Source organism: Chryseobacterium ginsenosidimutans (genome assembly GCF_039536845.1).
Taxonomy (GTDB): Bacteria; Bacteroidota; Bacteroidia; order Flavobacteriales; family Weeksellaceae; genus Chryseobacterium; species Chryseobacterium ginsenosidimutans_B.
In genome coordinates, this window is record NZ_BAAAZJ010000005.1 from 200,861 (window position 1) to 220,904 (window position 20,044).

Sequence of the window (20,044 nt, forward strand, 5' to 3'; positions counted from 1 at the left end):
CAATTCTATCTGAATTTCATTAAATTAAAAGAAAGTTTTGATAATTATTCACGCTTATCACTATTAAATAATTATTTTTTATGAGCTTTCCTTATTTTAGTGACCTAAAGAAAAAAAATGAAAGGCAAGTTCATCAGCATATTATTATTGGGATTAATTTTAACAACCGGAAAAATCAACGCTCAGAATCCAACTTCTGATAACAAAAAGATGGAGTGGTTTCAGGATGCCAAACTGGGGATTTTTATTCATTGGGGAATTTATTCGGTTGACGGAATTTCAGAATCCTGGGCTTTTTTCAATAATTATATCAATCATGAAAATTATATGAAACAGTTGAACGGATTTTCCGCTTCCCATTACAAACCTGATGAATGGGTAAAACTGATCAAAGATTCGGGTGCAAAATATGCTGTCATTACCACAAAACATCACGATGGCGTTTCTCTTTGGGATTCAAAATCAGAAAAAGCGACGACAATCCCTAAAAATTCTTTAGCTCAAAAAGATGTTTTAACGCCTTTCATTTCCGAACTTAAAAATTCGGGCTTAAAAACCGGACTTTATTACTCACTTCCCGATTGGAGCCATCCTTATTACGACATTAATACAAGAACAAAAAAGCGTTATGAGATTAAGAATGATCCTCAAAAATGGCAAAATTTCATCACTTATTATCAAACTCAACTGAATGAACTTTCTACTCAATACAAGCCCGATCTTTTATGGTTTGACGGCGATTGGGAACATACTTCCGATGAATGGAAAGCTCCTAAAACGTTGGAAAATTTAAGAAAATACAATCCGAATATTATCGTTAATTCAAGATTGAACAATCATGGAGATTACGAAACTCCGGAACAGGGAATTCCTGTTGTGCAGCCACAAAACAACTATTGGGAGCTTTGCTACACAATGAATGATTCCTGGGGCTTTCAACCTTTTGACAACAATTATAAAACCCCAAATATGATTGTAAGGACTTTGGCAGACGTTATCAGCATGGGAGGAAATTTACTTTTAGACATCAGTCCGAAAGAAGACGGAACAATTCCGGAACAACAGATTGAAATTCTAAAGAATCTGGCAAGATGGACCTCAAAAAATTCCGATGCAATCTATGGAACAAGACGAGGTTTGCCTTTTGAAAATTATAAAGGAAAATCTGCATTTTCAAAAGACGGAAAAAAAGTATTCCTTTATCTTGAAGAAGCAAAAGATTTTGTAAAAGTTTATGGATTACTATCAATACCAAAATCAGTGAAAATTGTTGGTACTGATCAAAAAATAAATTTTACAAAAGAGAAAAATCAAACGATAACTTTGAATCTTTCGAATGTGAAATTCGATCAGGATGTCACCGTTGTAGAATTAGATTTGGAGCAAATTTTAATTCAAAAAGATATCAATAAAGACAAGCCTACATGTACTGAAATCTTAGAAAATAAAAATACAAAATTAGCAGCTTACGAAATTGCAGAACAAATTCATTCCGGAAACAATATTTTCAATAATTCCGGATTGACATTCGACGGATTGGACATGAAAATTCAAAAAACAGCCAAAACAAATGCTGAAATTCTGCAATGGATCAGTAAAAACTCCGAAGCTCTTTTTGAAACAGAAAAAGGGTTACCAAACGGACACTTTTCAGGAAATTCTGCACTTTCAAAAGATAAACAGACACTATATCTTTTCGTGGAAGGAACTCCGACAGGACCAATTGCTTTAAAAGGAATCAAAAACGGAATTGCAAGAATCCGAATCGTAGGTGATGGTTCGATCATTTCTCATAAAGTTTACAATAAATTATACTGGAGCCAGATTCCGGGAATCATTTACATTGATATTCCGAAAGAAAGATTAGATAAAAATTTAACAGTAATTGCCGTTTTATTGGATAAACCTATTGAACTGTACCGGGAAAAAGTAGGAGCTATTGAAAATAATTTATGATTTTAAGATCCTAAGTTGTCATATTTGAGTACAGTATCTCATAAAAAACAAAATCCGAAGAATCATATTCTCCGGATTTTTTTATTTTAAAGCAATTTTTCTTAGAAAATTTCTCTTCCAGAAAAATGGAACTGTGCTTCGATAAGAGCGTTTTCGTCAGAATCAGAACCATGAACAGCGTTTTCTCCGATGCTTCTTGCAAACATTTTTCTGATTGTACCTTCAGCAGCTTCAGCCGGGTTTGTAGCACCGATCAAAGTTCTGAAATCTTCAACAGCATTGTCTTTTTCAAGAACAGCAGCAACGATTGGTCCAGAGCTCATGAAGTCAACCAATTCTCCGTAGAAAGGTCTTTCAGCATGTACTTCATAGAATTTTTTTGCATCAGCAACAGTAAGTTGAGTTAATTTCAATGCTTTGATCTTGAATCCTCCTTCTGAAATTTTACCTAATATAGCACCGATATGTCCGTCAGCAACAGCATCAGGCTTAATCATAGTGAATGTAATGTTAGACATAAATGTATATTTTTTTAATGGCGCAAAAATACAAAAAATATTTATGATTTTAATTTTAAAATATTTTTAACAAAAAAATAACTTTTATTAAGAAATCATGAACTAAACTTTGGCACAGTAATTGTTAATTTTATTCCGATTCTCATGTTTAATTTGAGTTTTCATGGTTATTAGTTTTTACCCAGCTTCGGCTGGGTTTTTTATTGATCGGTATTCCCCGAATTTAGCACCTAACTTCCATATAATAACACAATTAAACCACTGTTTAAATTTTAAACAGAGTATATTACAATTCGTTCATATGAAAATGTAGATTATTTTTGAGACTCTTCTTCTGCCTCTTCCATTAATTTGATATAGGTAGAATATCTGGAATGTTGAATTTCTCCGGTTTCCAATCCTTCAAGTACAGCACATTTCGGTTCATTAATATGCATACAATTGTGAAATTTGCATTCTTCCCTTTTCTTGAAGATTTCCGGAAAATAATGTTGAACTTCTTCTTTTTGAATATCGATCATCGCAAACTCACGAACGCCGGGAGTATCAATTACATTTCCGCCAAAATGCCAAAAGTGCATTTGGGCAAAAGTCGTCGTATGTTTTCCTTTTAAATGGGTGTCGGAAATTTCAGAAGTTTTTAAATTTAATCCTGGCTGTAAAGCATTCACCAATGTAGATTTCCCACAACCTGAATGCCCGAAAAATACGGACGTTTTATCTTTGAGTAATTCTTCCAGCTGATTTAAATTTAATTTTGAATAAGAAGAAATTTCCAAAGAATCATAGCCAATTTCCTTGTAAAGAAATTCTATATCTTTTACGATTTCTATTTCTTCTTCATGCAAAACATCAATTTTGTTGAATAAAATTAACGGAGTAATATTGTAAGCTTCACAACATGCCAAAAACCGGTCAAGAAAACCAAGCGATGTTTCAGGATGTTTTAAAGTAAAAATAAAGCATGCCAAATCTATATTGGATGCAATAATGTGTGCTTCTTTTGAAAGGTTTACGGATTTTCTGATCAGGTAATTTCTGCGCGGTTCAATTTTCGTGATCCATGCGATATCATCCTGTTCCAACTGAAATTCCACAAAATCTCCTACAGCAAGAGGATTGGTTAACCTTGTTTTAATTAATTTAAATTTCCCACGAATTCTGGCTTCGAAAATTCTATTGGTTTCCATTTCCAAAACCTGATACCAACTTCCTGTAGATTTAATAATTTTTCCTTTCATATATTAAGATGGTACAAATATAAGCAATTAGGACTATGTTTGAGAGTTTTAGAGACTTAGAGTTTCAGAGTTTATTCGTACAATATTTAAAACGTTTATTTCCGAACCCTAAATCCCTCAAACACTCCAACTTAATTATCGGTTAATCATGATACTATTCTGAATTTCAATAGATTCTTCGTGTATCATTTTGAAAATTTTCTCGATAAATTCCTGAGACATTCCTGTTTCAGAGGCTTTTTGAGTCGCGTATTCAGTAATTACTTTCCAGCGTTCCGGCTGGAAAATGGCAATATCATTTTCTTTTTTAAGCTTTCCGATCTTTTCAGAAATTTTCATTCTTTGAGAAAGCAATTCGATCAATTGAAAATCAATATCTGAAATCAACGTTCTGTGCCTTCCCATATCTCCTTCAAATCCTGCTAAATCGGTACTTCTTACTTTTAAATTACCAATTAATTCCGCTAAAACTTCAGGTGTAATCTGCTGAGCTGCATCACTCCAGGCTTCATCAGGATTGCTGTGCGTTTCGATGATAGCACCCTGATAACCAACGTTTAATGCTTCCTGAGTAATATCTGCTAAACCTGTTCTGTTTCCGCAGATGTGTGAAGGATCGATCAACATCGGAATATTCGGAAACTGACTTTTGAAATCCAGGGCGATCTGCCAGTTTGGGTTATTCCTGTATTTGGTTTTCTGGTAGGTAGAAAAACCTCTGTGAATCACTCCTAAATTTGTAATTCCCTGTCCTAAAAGTCTTTCCAATGCACCAATCCATAAAGCCAAATCCGGATTGACGGGGTTTTTCACTAATACGGTTTTATCTGTTCCTCTCAAAGCCATTGCAATTTCCTGAACTGTAAAAGGATTTACCGTAGAACGAGCACCAATCCAAAGAATATCAACATCCGCTTCCAAAGCTGCAAAAACGTGGTGAGCATTGGCTACTTCTGTCGCTGTTTTGAAACCGTACTCTTCCTTTACTTTTTTTAACCAGTTTAAACCAATCACTCCTACTCCTTCGAATCCGTTTGGTTTTGTACGCGGTTTCCAGATTCCTGCGCGGAAAATCGGAACATTTGCGTTGGTTTCCCTGATTCTTTTTGCCGTCTCCAACATCTGAGTTTCACTTTCTGCACTACATGGTCCTGCAATCATCATGGGTTGTGAAAACTCATTGATCCATTCGTTTTTTAAATCTTTTAAATTCATTATCGTTAATTTATTTTATTCTTATTTTAATTTAGGGCAATAGCAATTTTCATCATAAATTTACTTTATAATTCTTTCAAAAAAATGCCGTTAAAAATTATTAATTAAGGGAAAAAGGAATTGAAAATCTCAATGATCCTGTTTATTTTTTGGAAAGAAATTTAGTTACAATACCAATAATAAAATCGATAATAGTTTCTTAAATTTCTAAAATAAGAGAACGAAAAACTAAAATAACCGCTAAAAAAATGATTAGCGGGTGTAAAAGTAGACACGTATGGTTTTAATAAATTTTCCAATGTTGACCGTCTATTTCTAGCTTTTCTGTTGTAATTTGTTTTTGTAGAAAAATGATTTTTCCTGCAAATACTTGACAAATATATAAAATTTATTTAAATATCAGCTTTTTTGACAATATTTAATTTCCATGAAAAATGATCGTTACATTAAGTCAGATCAAATCTCATTAAGTCGTCAAGATCTTTCAGCAAAGGATTTTTTTCGATGAATTTTTCGAATACTTTCCTTTTTGTCATTACTTCTATCTTTAGATTTTCGACATCCCGTTTATATTCAACCTCAATAGAATGGTTGTGAACTTTTGTTTTGAAATGATTGAAAAATTCTCGGCTTACTTTATCAAATTCCACCTTTGCAGAATCCGACGGAAATAAAACCGTAATCTGATTTTCACCTGATTTTGCGATCTTAAATGTCTTGATAGCATTAAAGATAAATGTATCTTTCTTTTGAAGTTGTTTTAAGAGCAAATTCCATTCCACCTGAAGATCTGTTTCTGTAAAATGGTTCTTTGGAAGACTTTCTGTTTTTACAATAACTTTTTCTTCTTCTACTTCAGATTTTTCTTCTTTACTTAAAAAAGAATTAATACTGAAACCAGAAGAAATTCCTGGTCTGGATAATGGTTTTGAGGTCTTCTTAATCTCAACTTCCTGAGGTTTATTGAGTTCAACAGGCTTATTTTGTTCTACTTTCTCTGCTTTTTTCTCCTGAGGTTTTTCAGGAAGCTTTACTTCCTGTTTTTCATTAAGAAACGGAGCTAATATTAAGAACTTTTTTTTTTAGAAACGTCTTGAGAAGTTGTAAGGGAAGATAATTGCATCAAGGCAATTTCTACTGTCAGTCGGGGATTTTTAGAATTTTTATAATTGATGTCTGCATGATTACATATCTCAATGGCATCAATTAACTGCTGTGCATTCCAGTTCTGAGCCTGCTGCACAAATTTGGTTTTTGTCTGCTCTCCTACTTCAATTAATTCTATGGTAGAAGCATTTTGAGCCATCATTAAATCCCTGAAATGATTTCCTAATCCAGCAATGAAAATATGAGGATCAAAACCTTTTTTCACGATTTCATTAAAGGCAAAAAGAACTTCCGGAATTTTGTTTTCTTTGGCTAAATCTACTACTTTCAGATATTGATCATAATCCAGAATATTCAATACTTCTGCAGCTTTTGCCAAAGTAATATTCTTCTGGGAAAACGTAGAAAGCCTGTCGAAAATAGACAAAGCATCTCGCAATGCACCATCTGCTTTCTGAGCGATTAAATATAATGCGTCATCTTCATACTGAATACTCTCTTTCTGAGCTATCGTTCTTAAATGACTCTGAATATCTTCAATTGTAATTCTTTTGAAATCGTAGATCTGGCAGCGTGATAAAATCGTCGGGATGATTTTGTGCTTTTCAGTCGTTGCCAAAATAAAAATAGCGTGAGCGGGTGGCTCTTCAAGTGTTTTAAGAAAGGCATTGAAGGCTGCAGAAGACAACATATGAACCTCGTCGATAATATATACTTTATATTTACCAACCTGAGGAGCAAAGCGCACCTGATCAATCAATTCCCTGATATCATCTACGGAATTGTTTGAGGCAGCATCCAGTTCATAGATATTGTAAGCGAAACCGTCTTCCGAAACTGAACCGTCTTTTTCATTAATCTTTCTTGCCAGAATTCTGGCACACGTAGTTTTTCCGACACCTCTCGGTCCGCAGAACAATAAAGCCTGAGCCAGCTGATTTTCTTCAATCGCATGTTCTAAAGTATCCGTAATATGAGATTGTCCAACAACAGTGTCAAATTGCTGTGGGCGATACTTTCGTGCAGATACGATAAAATTTTCCATTGGCCAAAAGTAAGAAATATAGTTCTAATCTGAAAGTTAAAAGTTTGCAAATTATCAACAAAAAATCATCTATTGGTCAATAGGAAAATTTTTTTTCATCATTATTTTTCGTCGTACGCGAAATCAATAATCTCTGTGATTGCTTTTTCGATTTCTTTTCTTCCGTCATCGCTCTTCAAATCAATACCACAAAATACACTTGCATTGTACGCAGTATAAAGATTAAGATAATATGCTCCTGAAACAAGAAGTGCTGCAATCGCACGATATCTTGTGGATTTATCTTTGAAATAAGGATCTACAATGTTGGTAAAAAGCTGTTCGCCCATTTCCTCTCTTTCATCCGCCACTTTTTTCAAAATAGGTTTGCTTTCAGAAAGTCCCCAAAGAATAATTTTCTGAAGCTCTTTATTTTTCTTAATATGCTCGAACTGGTTAAGAATGGCAACTTTAGAAAGTTCTCTACCGCCATCGGAGAAATCGATATGCAGACTGTCCTGATTCATTTTACTCCAATAATCCTGAGACCTGATATACTCATCTATGAGTTTTTCGGTACTTCCGAAATACTCATAGATAAGTTTTTTATCAAAACCTGCTACAGCGGCTATTTTACTTACTTTTAATCCAGAATAGCCTTTTGTTCTTAAAATTTTACCTACTGCGCCAAGCAGTTTTAGTTTAGTTTTTTCTTTATCCCTTATTGGGCCTTGTACAACTTTTCTAGGCATGTTGTTATTATTTTTTTGCAATATGCAACTTTTTATTGATATCCTCAAATGCATTGAGTGTTTTATCAAGATGTTCCCTTTCGTGTGTTGCCGTAACACTCATCCTGATACGCGCGTCTTTTCTCGCTACTGCCGGATATATAATTGGATTTGTATAGATCCCGTGATCCATAAGCAATCTGCCTACATCTCCTGTAATATGAGGATCTCCGATCTTTACGGGTATAACTGCAGACCGGGTAGTTCCCGTATCTAATCCCAGATCATCCAATCCTTTTTTGAAATAATTGATATTATCCCATAATTTCTCGCGCCAATGCGGCTCTTCATCTATTAATTCAATGGCTTTAATAATTCCTGTAGCAGTTGAAGGCGGAGTTGTTGCTGAGAATATCTGCTGACGAGACTGAAATCTTATGAAATTAGTCAGACTCTTATTAGCGATTACATATCCTCCTAAATTACCAAACGTTTTACTGAACGTTCCGGTAATAATATCAACTTTATCCAACAATCCCGTGTCTTCAATCGTTCCCCTTCCTGTTTTTCCTAAAATACCTACTCCATGCACATCATCGATCATCAAGTAGCCATTATATTTCTTTACTAATTTATAAATTTCTTCGATAGGTGCAGTATCTCCATCCTGAGAATATACACCGTCAATTACAACTAGTTTAGTACGGTATTGATTTTCTGAAGTTTTTAATATTTGTTCTAAAGCTTCTAAATTGTTATGAGGAAAAGTCTTTCTGTTGGTGAGAATACATCCTTCATAGACACTTGCATGTACCGCCATATCTACAATGGCAATATCTTCTTTCTGAAGCAAAATCTGCAATGTCGCACTATTGGCAGTATATCCTGTCGTAAAAATTACGGCTTCATCCTGACTACGGCCAAAAAAAGAAGCAATCTTTGCTTCCAACTCGTTGTGATAAGAATAGTATCCTCCAATAAGCGGCGTTGCTGCTGTACCCGTCCCATACTTTTCAACACCTTCAATTGCTGCCTGTTTTACTTTTGGGTGCTGTGTAAAACCCAAATAATCACTGGTAACAAAGCTTACGAATTCTTTCGTTACATTTTCTGTACCAACATTCATTACGGAGCTACATCCCGTGTTATTTTGTAATCTGTAATGGTGGCGTCCGTTTGTTTTCATATATTCCAGAAAGTCGTAGTAGACATCCGCACGTTCCATCATATCGTGATCCGGAATATTCTCAAAATCTTTAAAAGTTGCTGTTGAAAAGTTAATGTTCATCCTTAATTTTGTTAGCTGTTAATTATAACAAATATAGGACTATTTTAAAAGACAATATCTTATTTTTTAACAAAATTTATTATGTGTGAAATATCTATATTAAAAAATCATAAATACAACATATATCCTCAACATATACCTGTTATTTTGATGAAAATAAAAATATTTTTCCTACATAATCTCTTAATTATTAATCATTTAATAACTATTTTTGAGACATTAAATTACCTTTGAAAAACTATCATTAAAAGCTTTGATTGAATTCTTCACTTTCAATTTTTCAAGAATATTTTGCCGATGTCTGCTTACTGTATTAATGCTTATTGAGAGAAAATCTGCAATCTCTTTACTGGTAAAACCTTCTCCTACGAATTTCAGAACTTCAAGCTCTCTTTGAGAAAGGATATTTTTATAATTAAGCTTATCTTCCATCAATACTTCGCCTTTTACAGAATTGATGATTAGAAACTCTGAAGATAAAAGTTGCGACTGATCTACAGCAATATTATAAAGACAAAGTGCAAATCTCAATTTACTATTGTATGGTGAATAAAAATAAAACATCCGATGCAGGATAAATCTAAAAATCCCATCCTTATCTTTTACTTTCATTTTAGACACGACACTGAAACCCGAACGTTCTTCCGGTTCCATTGCTTCCAGCAACTTAAAAAATCGTAATTCATGGACGTATTTTTTTATTTTATCATCAGGATGAATTTTTTTTAAAATTTCTTCTTCCCAAATTGAATTAATTACTGTCGGATTTTCTTTAAAATTCAAACCTAATTCTAAAGCTGTTTTTGAAGTGAAAATATAACTTTTATTAAACTGCATATCACTCAGAACAGCTACAGAATTCTCTACCTGAGAATACGAAAATGCAATATTCTTATATATTTCAATATCCAGTAAACAAGCTTTGTTTTGTCCACGATTGTTTAAAAGCAAGGTTTTATTCAGCGTTTCTACGATTTCCATAAAATGGTTATTTATAAGTATTGATGAAAATCTCTTTTAATTTTATTTTTGCTAAATTAATAATTTACAGTCAGCTGTAGTCATCAAAAAAAACAATGAAGAGAATATTTTTAAGTTTTTGTGCCTTATTTATAATTAATGAAAACTTTGCGCAGACATTAGAGAAAATGACATGGTTCAACGAGCCGGAAAAATGGGAGATCAAAAATAACAGTTTATCTATGTTTGTAACACCACAAAGCGACTACTGGAGAATTTCACATTACGATTTTACTGTTGATGACGCTCCTTTTCTATATACAACCTATGGTGGAGAATTTGAAGCAAAAGTAAAAATCGAAGGAAATTATAAAGCCAGATTTGACCAGATGGGTTTGATGTTGAGAATCGACAAAGAAAATTACATTAAAGCCGGAATTGAATTTGTTGACGGAAAATACAATTTAAGTACAGTTGTTACCCATAAAACCAGTGACTGGAGCGTGATTACTTTAGACAAAACACCTGCTTCAATCTGGATAAAAGCAGTGAGAAGACTGGATGCTGTAGAACTTTTTTACTCTTTTGATGATAAAAATTATATCATGATGCGAAATGCTCATCTTCAGGATAATTCTCCCGTCATGGTCGGTTTAATGGCAGCTTGTCCTGATGGAAATGGCTTTAATGCCACTTTTGAAAATTTTAAAGTGAAACATTTACCTGACGAGCGTCGCCTGAAATGGCTTGAAAACAACAAATAGATTGAAGTAAAACTCAATATAAAGTCAATTTTTATTTGCCTCCCCTGATCCGGGAGGTTTTATTTTTACCTTAAAACTGATCTGTAGATTAATTAAAGAAAGGCTGAAATACCCAATGGGGAACAGAGTTAATCTCAGCCTTTACACATTTGTACTTTTAGAATCCATCGCCATATTCATTTGTTTTTTTCATATAAAATCATGTGAAGATTTACAATGAATTAACAAAAAACAAAAAGACAATGTTATCACCACATAAAGAAAAATAAATTATTCCTGTATAATTAAATTCACAATATGTGGAAATACCATTACAAAAGTACTGAAATATTTTAAAAGAGTTTCATAAAATTTGTTTACTTTTAAAATATTATATATTAAAAAATAAGCAATAGATACCACAAAATTGACAATTATAACCCATAATTAAAACAAAATATTACATTTTTAATGCTTTTTATTACAAATTTTCAATACATTAAAAAAAAATGAACTTTTTGGTTAGATATTTGAAGTAGAAAAATTAAATGAAAAAAAACATTTTATAGAAATCTTACACTCACCAACCACTTAAAATAAATTAATATGTCAACTTATTTTACTTCTCCAAAAGACAGCCTTATCAAGTTTTTGAGAAAGTCGTTTTCGATTCCCGTCAAATAATCTGAAATTATCATAATTAAGTGTTTTGAACCATTTTTAAACCATTAAAACCTTTACAATCATGATTTTTGAAGATGACCATTCTGTCTTACAGGATAACCACAATCTTTCGTTTACGAAAAACATTATTAATTTCCATGGAGATAAATCTTTCATTCTAAACTCTTTACAAAAGATAAAGAATAATACAATATGTAAAATGAAAAGAAAAACGATCAAAAAACTCATCAAAGAATACACGAATCATTTGAATCAATATATTGAAAATGATGATATTAATTCAAAGCCGGAAAACTATGAGCTTTCGCCTGTTTACGCGAGACAATCATACAATAAAGTGGTAAAAGAAGATGAGTATCTGCAAAAAGTTTTAACTTTTTTAATGAACCAGTAAAATCCTTTCCTCCTCCAAATCAATTTTCATGAGATGCTTTCTGATGAGATCTTCATCGAAATGCTGCTTTTCATCATGATTTTGCGCTATAAGCCAAGCTCTTTGCGTATTGAGTATATCAAGGTAAGCCATTTTGGTTTCGGAGGAAAGAATAACATCTGATTCCTTATCAATTTTCCCCTTCCATTTTTCGTGAATTTGCTGTAAAAATGAACTTTTTTCCAGCAATTCATTATAATTATCTGTTAAATGCTTTAAAGTAAGTTTTGCCATCTCGTGACGAATCATATCTTCCGCTTCATCATCAGGAAGATGATCATTAAATGAAGGCATATTTGCTTTCCTGATAAGATAAGGCAACGTAAGACCCTGTACCAACAAAGTGGTAAGAATAACAATAAAAGTAATGAACAAAATTAAATTTCTTTGAGGAAAATCCGGTCCGCCTTCATACAATTTCACAGGAATTGATAATGCTGCAGCCAGAGAAACCACCCCTCTCATTCCCGTCCAGCCCAATAAAGCAGGAATTTTAAACCCCGGATTTCTTTTATCTGCAACAGGAATATAGTTTCTTGCAATCAATGTAATAATTACTGCTCCATAAGCTGACAGAAGCCGAACAACCACTAAAACCAAAGTAATTAATAATCCGTAGCCAATCGCAGCAGTAATACTTACTCCTTCTAAATCTGCCGTGATTTCCGGGAGATCCAACCCTATTAAAATAAAGACCAATCCGTTCAAAACAAAGGCTACACTTTCCCAGACATTGATGCCTCGAAGCCGTGAAGAGGTACTTAAAAAATTATGCCTGTTATTCGACAAAAGCAAAGCACCACTTACCACCGCCAAAACTCCCGAACTGTGAAATTCTTCCGCAGCAATATACATTAAATAAGGTGCTACGATTGTCAGAATTGTATCCATATTAGCATCAGTAGGAAGAATTTTCTGCCCTTTCATAAAAAGCCAGCCAATCAATAATCCTATTCCTATCCCACCGACAAGCATCCATGAGAAACTTAAAACTGCATCGTGCCAGATAAATTGTCCGGTTGCTACAGCAATCATTGCAAAACGGAAAATAATTAATGAGGAAGCATCATTCAGAAGACTTTCCCCCTCCAGAATTGACACCATTCTTTTCGGCACCTTCACAAATTTTAAAATAGCACCTGCGCTCACCGCATCCGGCGGAGAAACGATTCCACCCAATAAAAATCCTAATGCCAAAGAAAATCCGGGAATAAAATGATTGGCAACAAATGCTACAGTAATTGCTGTAAGAAATACCACAACAAATGCAAAACTGCTTATAATACGACGCCATTTCCATAGTTCTTTCCAAGAAATTGCCCAAGCTGCCTCATATAATAAAGGCGGAAGAAAAATAATAAAAATCAGCTCCGGATCAATTTTGATGACAGGAATATTCGGTATAAAACTGATCAATAATCCTGCGACAACAAGTAAAACAGGATATGCCACTTTTATTTTATTGGCAAGCATAATCAACAAAACAATGGCAATAATGAGAGATAAATAAAATGGGAAGTTTTCTATCATTATGTAATGATTTTATTTTTGAAATTTAAATATACACATAAACAGAAAATAATTTTCATTGTTAAAAGCAATTAGCCTAAAGTTTTTAAACAAAAATCTTGAAACGATTAAAAAAATTGATCAGGACAATAAAAATGATTAAAACGGGCATTTTACGAATTAAAAAAAATTCAGGAACTTTGCGCGACCAAAAAACTCAGCAAAAAATTTCTTCAGCAGTTTCGAAAATCATTATGAATACAACGGAAAAAACAGATAAGAAAAGTAAACGATTTCGATTAATTAAAATCTGTATTTTTCTTTCCGGACTTTCTGTATTTGCACAGCTTTATCTTTTCCAACCTTTGCTACCGATGGTTGCGGAACATTTTCATACGACAGTTGGAGACAGCTCACTTCTTGTTTCTTCGGCGACAATAGGAATGGCTTTTTTATTATTTTGGTTCAAGTTTTTTGGGAAGCGGGACAGGATATTTACTTCACGCAACTTCATGGAATATTTTTATTTTGATTCTTGCCGCTGCTATTTCAATTTCTTTTCTGTTAACTATCAAAAATAAATCACAAAAAATTGATTAAATAAACCATTTAGATACCACACACATACCATATTTTTAAGTTCCTCAATTTTGTTTAAATATTGTCAATCAGCCATTTCAACGGATTATTAAGCAATTACGCCGATTTTCAGCATTATAATTAACATTAGTTTAAATATTATTCTACACATAAGGCATAGTATTTGCAAACATTCTATAACCAAACATTCACTCACACTAGAATAATAACCTTAACAAACAAAATATTATGAACGTTGCAGATCTAAAAATTAAAAATTTAGTGGAATACAGAAATGAGATTTATAATATTACTGAGATATTCCAGAATAATGAAAAAGATTATTTTGTAAAAATTGAAAATGACATTCATAGTTTTTCAGTTCCGGCAAAGGCAATAAAGCCAATCGACATTACTGAAGAATGGCTAGAAAAGTTTGGATTTTCAAGAACTTACAGTTCAGAACAGCGCATTAGATATGAAAGACCCGAAACATTCATTAAGTATGATATTGACTTAAGCTCCAGAAAAATCGTTGAAGGATTGAAGATTTATGGAAATTCTATAAAATGTAAATACATTCATGAATTTCAGAATATTTTCTCTTGCCTTTTTGGGAAAGAGCCTGCTGTAATAAATTACAGATTACTACACACCGAATCTTAGTATAATATATTCTTTCAGAAAAAGCCACAATCATGTATTGTGGCTTTTTCTTTTTCTTTTAAAATCTATCTTGTCACATCGATTTTCTGACGAAGATTTACTTCACCAAAAAGAGTGAGCTTCAAATCAAAGATTTGAAGCTCACTCTTTTTGAAATATTTATATAAAATCTTGAGTATTATTCTACTTCTTCATATTTCCAAACACCTGAGATTGTAAGCAACGTCAATCCCGGCTGTTTTTCTCCGTAACTGAATATACATATGTATTTTGAATCACAAGACTGGCAATCTGTTCCGAAATATAAAGTTGGTAAATTATTTACCGTTAATTCTCCAAAATGCAACATGCTTTTCATGGTTTCGGTAACGAGTCCATTTTTTATTAATTCATTTTTCGATAAGACTTTATCTTCATTATAAATTTGAAAAATCGGAAAGCCGGATTCGTAAGGTGTTATTTCAGCTGCATTTTCGTCGCCACAATTACAACAAGTGAATTTTATCTCTGCAGAACAACCAATTTCATCATTGCTGAAAGCACTCTTTTCAACAGAAGCCTGCTTAACAATGCTTATTTTTTTTAAGATCGAATACATTTAAATTATTTATTTCTGGATAACTGTTCCCGCCAAATTATTATATTTTCCGCTTGGACTTTTCTTGATTGTTATTTTTATATAACCTTCCTGTGCCAATTTATTCCATGTTTTTTGATAACCGGTCATGGGATCAATTGGGATTTTCCACATTGTTTGAGCTCCTCCTCCAACTTGATTAAACCAAGGAATAACATCTGCGATTTGCCCTTTGAAAGGTAATAAATTATTCAAAACATCTATTTCATAGTAAAAATCATAAGATGTTTCCGGCTGATTTAGGGCTCTTTGGCTAAAAGTATAAGTGTAACCATCAACGATCGGGCTTGTGAAACTTCCTCCTAACGTAGGAACTCCGGTTCCTGTGTAGCTTCCAATCGCTCCACTGTATCTGTCAAATTTTTGTCCGGCTGTGAATAAAACATCGTCAATGATATTATACCCGCCGTTTGCAGGAGGCCATCCTCCATTTAGGTTATTATTTTTGAATAAAGTTTCCAACTCGCTCCATCTCCCTTGCTTATACAAATTAAACGCCTGATTTCTAATTGTTTGATTTACCTTTCCGCTTGGATCATATGTTTTGGCAAGTTCATCAGCATTTTGGTAAAATAAGGTCATAACAGGAGGTATCCTATAATCTAAAACTTCGTCATCCGATTTACAGGCAACTGACAACAAAGGTATTGTCAATAATAAAATGTACTTAAACAAATTTTTCATAGTTATTTTTTTAGTTTATATTTAAATTAATGATGATATATTACAGAGAAGAAGTATTAAAAAAAGCCTTAAAATTTATTTGATTATAATCGGAAATAATTATTGGGATATAAAGTGATAAATTCATGGTTTAGTCGTTTTATTTATCCTACTCTATCGGCTTTTCGGTTTCGCCTTACTAAAATTTATTAGTTTTAAAATTTAATACTTAAAGTAATTCCTGCCTTAAAATAATAAAAAGATCATCAGGTAATCCTGTTTTTACTTTGGGTAAAAGGTACAATTACAGATGAATCTTACGCTGATAAATTTAAAATAAAAAATTCAAACATTAGTGAATATTTAGCAAATAAATCAAAAAACTATGCTTTAATGACAATTATAAATGCATAACAATTAATATTTAATATAATTAAAAACTTGTATTTTCCTAAAAATGTGGTATTTATAATAAAGAAAGATAAGTGAATTGGTCTTATTGTTGTAATACTTTCGTCAAATCACCAATTATATATATTATGGAAACTAAAACAACAACAAGCAAGACCGCCGCAAAATCAGCAGTAAAAACAACAACAAAAGTTGCCGCTAAAATTCCGGCAAAAAAAGATGCTGCAAAAAACCTGAATGATCTTTTTGAAGATGCTCTTAAAGATATTTACTGGGCTGAAAAAGCATTAACCAAAGCTCTTCCGAAAATGCAGAAAAATGCAACTGACGAAGAACTAAAAAAAGCAATCGAATCTCACCTTGCTGAAACCGAAGAACATGTATCGAGGCTGGAAGAATGTTTTGCAAAACTGGGTAAAAAAGCACAGGCTAAAAAATGTGATGCCATGCAAGGACTTTTAGATGAAGGAAAAAGCATTATGGAAGAGACAGAACCCGGAGCCGTGAGAGATGCAGGAATTATCGCAGCTTCACAAAAAGTGGAACATTACGAAATAGCAACTTACGGAACACTTGCCGCATATGCCAAAGTTCTTGAACAAAATGAATGTCTGAAACTACTTTTGCAGACTTTGGAAGAAGAGAAAAAATGTGATCAATTATTAACTAAAATTGCTGATACAACATTGAACAGCAAATCAAAATAAACCATTCGGTTAATTTCAGATTATTATTGAAAAACCCCTTAAAAATATTGCTTTTAAGGGGTTTATTATTTTCAAATCAAAAGATCTGAAGGTTTGTATTTTTTAATCTGAATATTTTTAATTCATATTTAAATAATCCTTAATAATTTTCAAGACACCAAAATTATCGTTTGAACAGGCTTCAAAGCTTGCCGCCTTTTTTACAGAAGGATGGGCATTTTTCATTGCATAAGAATATTTTGAATTTTCCAGCATTTGGATATCATTCATATAATCTCCGAAAGCCATGGTTTGTTGTGGCGTAATATTCAATGCTTTTTGTAATTTTTCTAAAGCAACACCTTTATTGATGTTTTTATTCATGATATCCAGCCAATACTGTCCTGAAACAACAACCTCCAAATCGTATTTTCCAAACTCTTTCAAAACAGGATATACGTTGAGCTCCGAACCTTCCGGGTGATAAACTGCGATTTTAAAAATACTGTCATCAACACCTTGCGTAAGGTCCTCTCTCCTTTCATTATCCGTGTAAAACTGTGAAATATAATTGATAAAATCCTGATTATCTGTTTCTACATAAGCCTTTTTCTTTCCCGATAAAACGGCAGTAGCACCAGGAATCGTTCGGATTGAGGTGATAATTTCGGCGATGTATTTTTGATCTAATTCATCTGCAAAAAGTTCTTCGTTTTTATAAATGACATATCCTCCGTTTTCGGCGATGAAAGCCATTTCGTTTTCAGTATCTCCGAAATATTTGGTAATTCCCAACATCTGCCTTCCGCTTGCGGGAACAAATAAAATATTTCTTTTTTTCAGTTCTTCATATACTTCAGGAAAATCCGGACTTACCTGATGTTCTGAGTTCAGAAAAGTACCGTCCATATCCGTTACAATCAGCTTAATATCATTCATAAAAATATTTTTCAGTGTTCTCGATTTTCAATTGCAAAGATATTGCATATTATTTTAATGATAAATCATTCTTCATTTTAGATTCAAAAAATGTCATTATTCCATAAAATAATTAAACTCTTTTCTGTACTGTGACGGGCTTTTCTGAATATATTCTTTAAAAGTTTTATTGAAATAGCTAAAATTATTAAACCCAGACTCAAAACAAACCTCAGTAATGCTTAAAGGCTGTTCTGCAAGCAGTTTCAGAGAATGGGTAATCCTATATTCATTCACAAACTGAGTAAAAGTTTTATTGGTGATTTTCTTAAAATAACGACAGAAAGAAGGTACTTTCATATTCGCGAGATCTGCAATTTCATCCAACGTAATCTGCTCTTTGAAATGATCCTTCACATAATTGAAAATAATATTAATTCTTTCATTATCTTCAACCTGAGTCTGCAGATAATATTTTCCGGCGTTTAAAATCCTGTAATCCTGTGTAGAAGCCAATGTATCCAATATTTCTATAAACCTGACAAGTCTTTCCAAAGATGAAGATTCATGCATCTCGACAATCTTTTTGCCTATGGTTTTCTTTACATTTTCAGAAAAAACAATCCCTGCTTTCGACTTCTCCAATAAACTGGCAATTCTCTGCATTTCGGGCAATTCCCAGATCGTTTCTCCCAAAAAATCAGGTTTAAACTGGATTACCATTTCGTAGTCATTCTTCGTATTTTCATTTGTCATCCCACAATGCGGAAGATTACTTCCCATCAGAACAAGATCTCCTTCTGTAAAATAGGAAATATTACTTCCGATCTGCCTTTTCCCAGAACCTCCGCAGACAAAAATCAATTCAACTTCGGGATGATAATGCCAAACATGAGATTTGATATTTTCATTCCGAAGAAATTTAAGACTTGTAAAACTGCTTCCAATATTAGGTTTTACAGCTTCGAAGGAAGGATGGGAATGTTTCATTTTAATAAGTTAAATTCATATGCAAAATTAACAATTAATTTTAAATAAAATAATTTAAAGGTTAATATAGTACATAAATATGAAAATTGTATTGTAGATTAAGATAGTATACTGTTATACATTTGCAATACAAATAACTGATAACAAAAACTTTATCATTATGAACAAATTATTAAAATCTGCTTTTCTTGTGGGATTCCTGTTTATCTCAGCAAGTTTGATGAGTAAAGACAGAGATTTTTCTCTTTCTATTGGAACGTCAACAGCAAAAACTGTAAATTTTGAAGTCCTTAACGCACAAAATATATCTTTAGTAATCTATAATGATACTTACGGAGAAGTATTTTCTGAAAAAGTAGGAACGGAAAATTCTGTAACGAAATCTTATAATCTGGAAAATCTGGCTGCAGGAACTTATTATCTGGTAGCAGAATCTGATCAGAAGATTGAGAAATATAAAATAAGCATCAGTACTAACAATACGCTGGAGATCGAAAAAACTCCTTTTGCTGAAATTAATAAACCGGAATACACCATTTCTGGGAATATGGTAAAACTTCATCTTTCGGGTGTAAAAAACAGTGCTAATATTTCCGTAACTGATTTTTCTGACACTATTTATTACAACGCGACAAAAAAAGCTACTGATGGAGAGCTTAATCTGACTTTCGACCTTAGTCTTAGATCTTCTGATAAATATATCATCAGTGTTGAGGAAGGCGGGAATGTTTTTAACAAAGTCATCACTCTTAACTAGATTAAGAAATTTATATAGTTTCCGTATTTATATCGGAGTAAAATTTTACGTACAATTAGTTTTTAAAGGCAACTTTTCTCTTTTAAATCACGGAGAATGGTTGCCTTTTTTTAATTGTGGTATTTCATCTTTTAAGATCTTCAAGCCCATGAACCGGTCTCTCAATTTCAAAAAAAATCGGCATTTTTGAATTCCTGGCTAACCTTCCGAAGACATATCATTGGCTTGTGCAAAATGATGTCCCGTCCAATATCTTTAAATTAAGGAGTTAAATAAACCGCATGATTAGAAAAACTGAATAATTTGAAATTCAACCATTTCTCATCAA

General features: G+C 32.8%; 20 protein-coding genes. 7 read left to right on the forward strand and 13 right to left on the reverse strand.

The features are described 5' to 3' along the window. Window positions 1-117: 117 nt before the first annotated feature. Window positions 118-1,956, forward strand: coding sequence for an alpha-L-fucosidase (locus ABD745_RS07905; RefSeq protein ID WP_344827735.1), 1,839 nt, complete (start codon window positions 118-120; stop codon window positions 1,954-1,956). Window positions 1,957-2,057: 101 nt separating this feature from the next. Here the strand turns inward: ABD745_RS07905 and ABD745_RS07910 are convergent, their stop codons facing one another. The 8 genes from ABD745_RS07910 to ABD745_RS07945 all read right to left on the reverse strand — a co-directional run bounded on the left by ABD745_RS07910 (window position 2,058) and on the right by ABD745_RS07945 (window position 10,061). Next, window positions 2,058-2,474 (reverse strand): nucleoside-diphosphate kinase, encoded by a 417-nt coding sequence (locus ABD745_RS07910; RefSeq protein WP_050380425.1) that lies wholly within the window; start codon window positions 2,472-2,474, stop codon window positions 2,058-2,060. 314 nt (window positions 2,475-2,788) lie between these two features. Next, the gene (rsgA, locus tag ABD745_RS07915; protein WP_344827743.1) at window positions 2,789-3,715 is read right to left on the reverse strand and encodes a ribosome small subunit-dependent GTPase A; all 927 of its coding nucleotides are present in this window, start codon (window positions 3,713-3,715) and stop codon (window positions 2,789-2,791) included. A 135-nt stretch (window positions 3,716-3,850) separates the two neighbouring features. Further along, window positions 3,851-4,930 carry a chorismate mutase gene (locus ABD745_RS07920; RefSeq protein WP_344827746.1) on the reverse strand — a complete coding sequence of 360 codons (1,080 nt, stop codon included), beginning with the start codon at window positions 4,928-4,930 and terminating at the stop codon, window positions 3,851-3,853. Between the two features lie 446 nt (window positions 4,931-5,376). After that, complete coding sequence (locus ABD745_RS07925; protein ID WP_344827749.1) at window positions 5,377-5,712, reverse strand: hypothetical protein; 336 nt, start codon at window positions 5,710-5,712, stop codon at window positions 5,377-5,379. A gap of 284 nt (window positions 5,713-5,996) precedes the next feature. Beyond that, window positions 5,997-7,082 carry a DNA polymerase III subunit gamma/tau gene (gene dnaX / locus ABD745_RS07930; protein ID WP_344827752.1) on the reverse strand — a complete coding sequence of 362 codons (1,086 nt, stop codon included), beginning with the start codon at window positions 7,080-7,082 and terminating at the stop codon, window positions 5,997-5,999. Window positions 7,083-7,183: 101 nt separating this feature from the next. Beyond that, window positions 7,184-7,813, reverse strand: a complete 630-nt coding sequence (locus ABD745_RS07935; RefSeq protein WP_344827755.1) for a TetR/AcrR family transcriptional regulator — start codon at window positions 7,811-7,813, stop codon at window positions 7,184-7,186. Window positions 7,814-7,820: 7 nt separating this feature from the next. Next, the gene (locus ABD745_RS07940; RefSeq protein ID WP_344827758.1) at window positions 7,821-9,080 is read right to left on the reverse strand and encodes an aminotransferase class I/II-fold pyridoxal phosphate-dependent enzyme; all 1,260 of its coding nucleotides are present in this window, start codon (window positions 9,078-9,080) and stop codon (window positions 7,821-7,823) included. A gap of 219 nt (window positions 9,081-9,299) precedes the next feature. Beyond that, window positions 9,300-10,061, reverse strand: a complete 762-nt coding sequence (locus ABD745_RS07945; RefSeq protein WP_344827761.1) for a response regulator transcription factor — start codon at window positions 10,059-10,061, stop codon at window positions 9,300-9,302. Between the two features lie 95 nt (window positions 10,062-10,156). On the opposite strand from ABD745_RS07945, the gene ABD745_RS07950 reads away from it, so the two are divergent. Continuing rightward, window positions 10,157-10,804: a DUF1349 domain-containing protein gene (locus ABD745_RS07950; RefSeq protein WP_344827764.1), complete on the forward strand. Its 648-nt coding sequence runs from the start codon at window positions 10,157-10,159 to the stop codon at window positions 10,802-10,804. Window positions 10,805-11,528: 724 nt separating this feature from the next. Next, complete coding sequence (locus ABD745_RS07955; protein WP_344827767.1) at window positions 11,529-11,861, forward strand: hypothetical protein; 333 nt, start codon at window positions 11,529-11,531, stop codon at window positions 11,859-11,861. On the opposite strand, the gene ABD745_RS07960 is transcribed toward ABD745_RS07955, so the two are convergent. Beyond that, window positions 11,847-13,430 (reverse strand): Na+/H+ antiporter, encoded by a 1,584-nt coding sequence (locus ABD745_RS07960; protein WP_344827770.1) that lies wholly within the window; start codon window positions 13,428-13,430, stop codon window positions 11,847-11,849. The genes ABD745_RS07955 and ABD745_RS07960 overlap by 15 nt on opposite strands. 134 nt (window positions 13,431-13,564) lie before the next feature. Here ABD745_RS07960 and ABD745_RS07965 point away from each other — a divergent pair, with 134 nt between their 5' ends. Both ABD745_RS07965 and ABD745_RS07970 read left to right on the forward strand, forming a co-directional pair. Beyond that, window positions 13,565-13,990 (forward strand): hypothetical protein, encoded by a 426-nt coding sequence (locus tag ABD745_RS07965; protein ID WP_344827773.1) that lies wholly within the window; start codon window positions 13,565-13,567, stop codon window positions 13,988-13,990. A gap of 247 nt (window positions 13,991-14,237) precedes the next feature. Continuing rightward, window positions 14,238-14,654 (forward strand): hypothetical protein, encoded by a 417-nt coding sequence (locus tag ABD745_RS07970; RefSeq protein WP_344827776.1) that lies wholly within the window; start codon window positions 14,238-14,240, stop codon window positions 14,652-14,654. A gap of 178 nt (window positions 14,655-14,832) precedes the next feature. On the opposite strand, the gene ABD745_RS07975 is transcribed toward ABD745_RS07970, so the two are convergent. Beyond that, the gene (locus ABD745_RS07975) at window positions 14,833-15,252 is read right to left on the reverse strand and encodes a hypothetical protein (RefSeq protein WP_344827779.1); all 420 of its coding nucleotides are present in this window, start codon (window positions 15,250-15,252) and stop codon (window positions 14,833-14,835) included. Between the two features lie 9 nt (window positions 15,253-15,261). After that, window positions 15,262-15,975, reverse strand: coding sequence for a hypothetical protein (locus ABD745_RS07980; protein WP_344827782.1), 714 nt, complete (start codon window positions 15,973-15,975; stop codon window positions 15,262-15,264). 518 nt (window positions 15,976-16,493) lie between these two features. Here ABD745_RS07980 and ABD745_RS07985 point away from each other — a divergent pair. Continuing rightward, a complete protein-coding gene (locus tag ABD745_RS07985) occupies window positions 16,494-17,072 on the forward strand; it encodes a YciE/YciF ferroxidase family protein (RefSeq protein ID WP_344827785.1) in 579 nt (192 codons plus the stop codon). A gap of 117 nt (window positions 17,073-17,189) precedes the next feature. Here ABD745_RS07985 and ABD745_RS07990 read toward each other — a convergent pair whose 3' ends face one another. Then, window positions 17,190-17,990 carry a Cof-type HAD-IIB family hydrolase gene (locus ABD745_RS07990; protein ID WP_344827788.1) on the reverse strand — a complete coding sequence of 267 codons (801 nt, stop codon included), beginning with the start codon at window positions 17,988-17,990 and terminating at the stop codon, window positions 17,190-17,192. A 96-nt stretch (window positions 17,991-18,086) separates the two neighbouring features. Further along, window positions 18,087-18,959: an AraC family transcriptional regulator gene (locus ABD745_RS07995; RefSeq protein WP_344827791.1), complete on the reverse strand. Its 873-nt coding sequence runs from the start codon at window positions 18,957-18,959 to the stop codon at window positions 18,087-18,089. 160 nt (window positions 18,960-19,119) lie between these two features. On the opposite strand from ABD745_RS07995, the gene ABD745_RS08000 reads away from it, so the two are divergent. Beyond that, window positions 19,120-19,716 (forward strand): hypothetical protein, encoded by a 597-nt coding sequence (locus ABD745_RS08000; protein ID WP_344827794.1) that lies wholly within the window; start codon window positions 19,120-19,122, stop codon window positions 19,714-19,716. The last annotated feature ends 328 nt before the right edge of the window (window positions 19,717-20,044 follow it).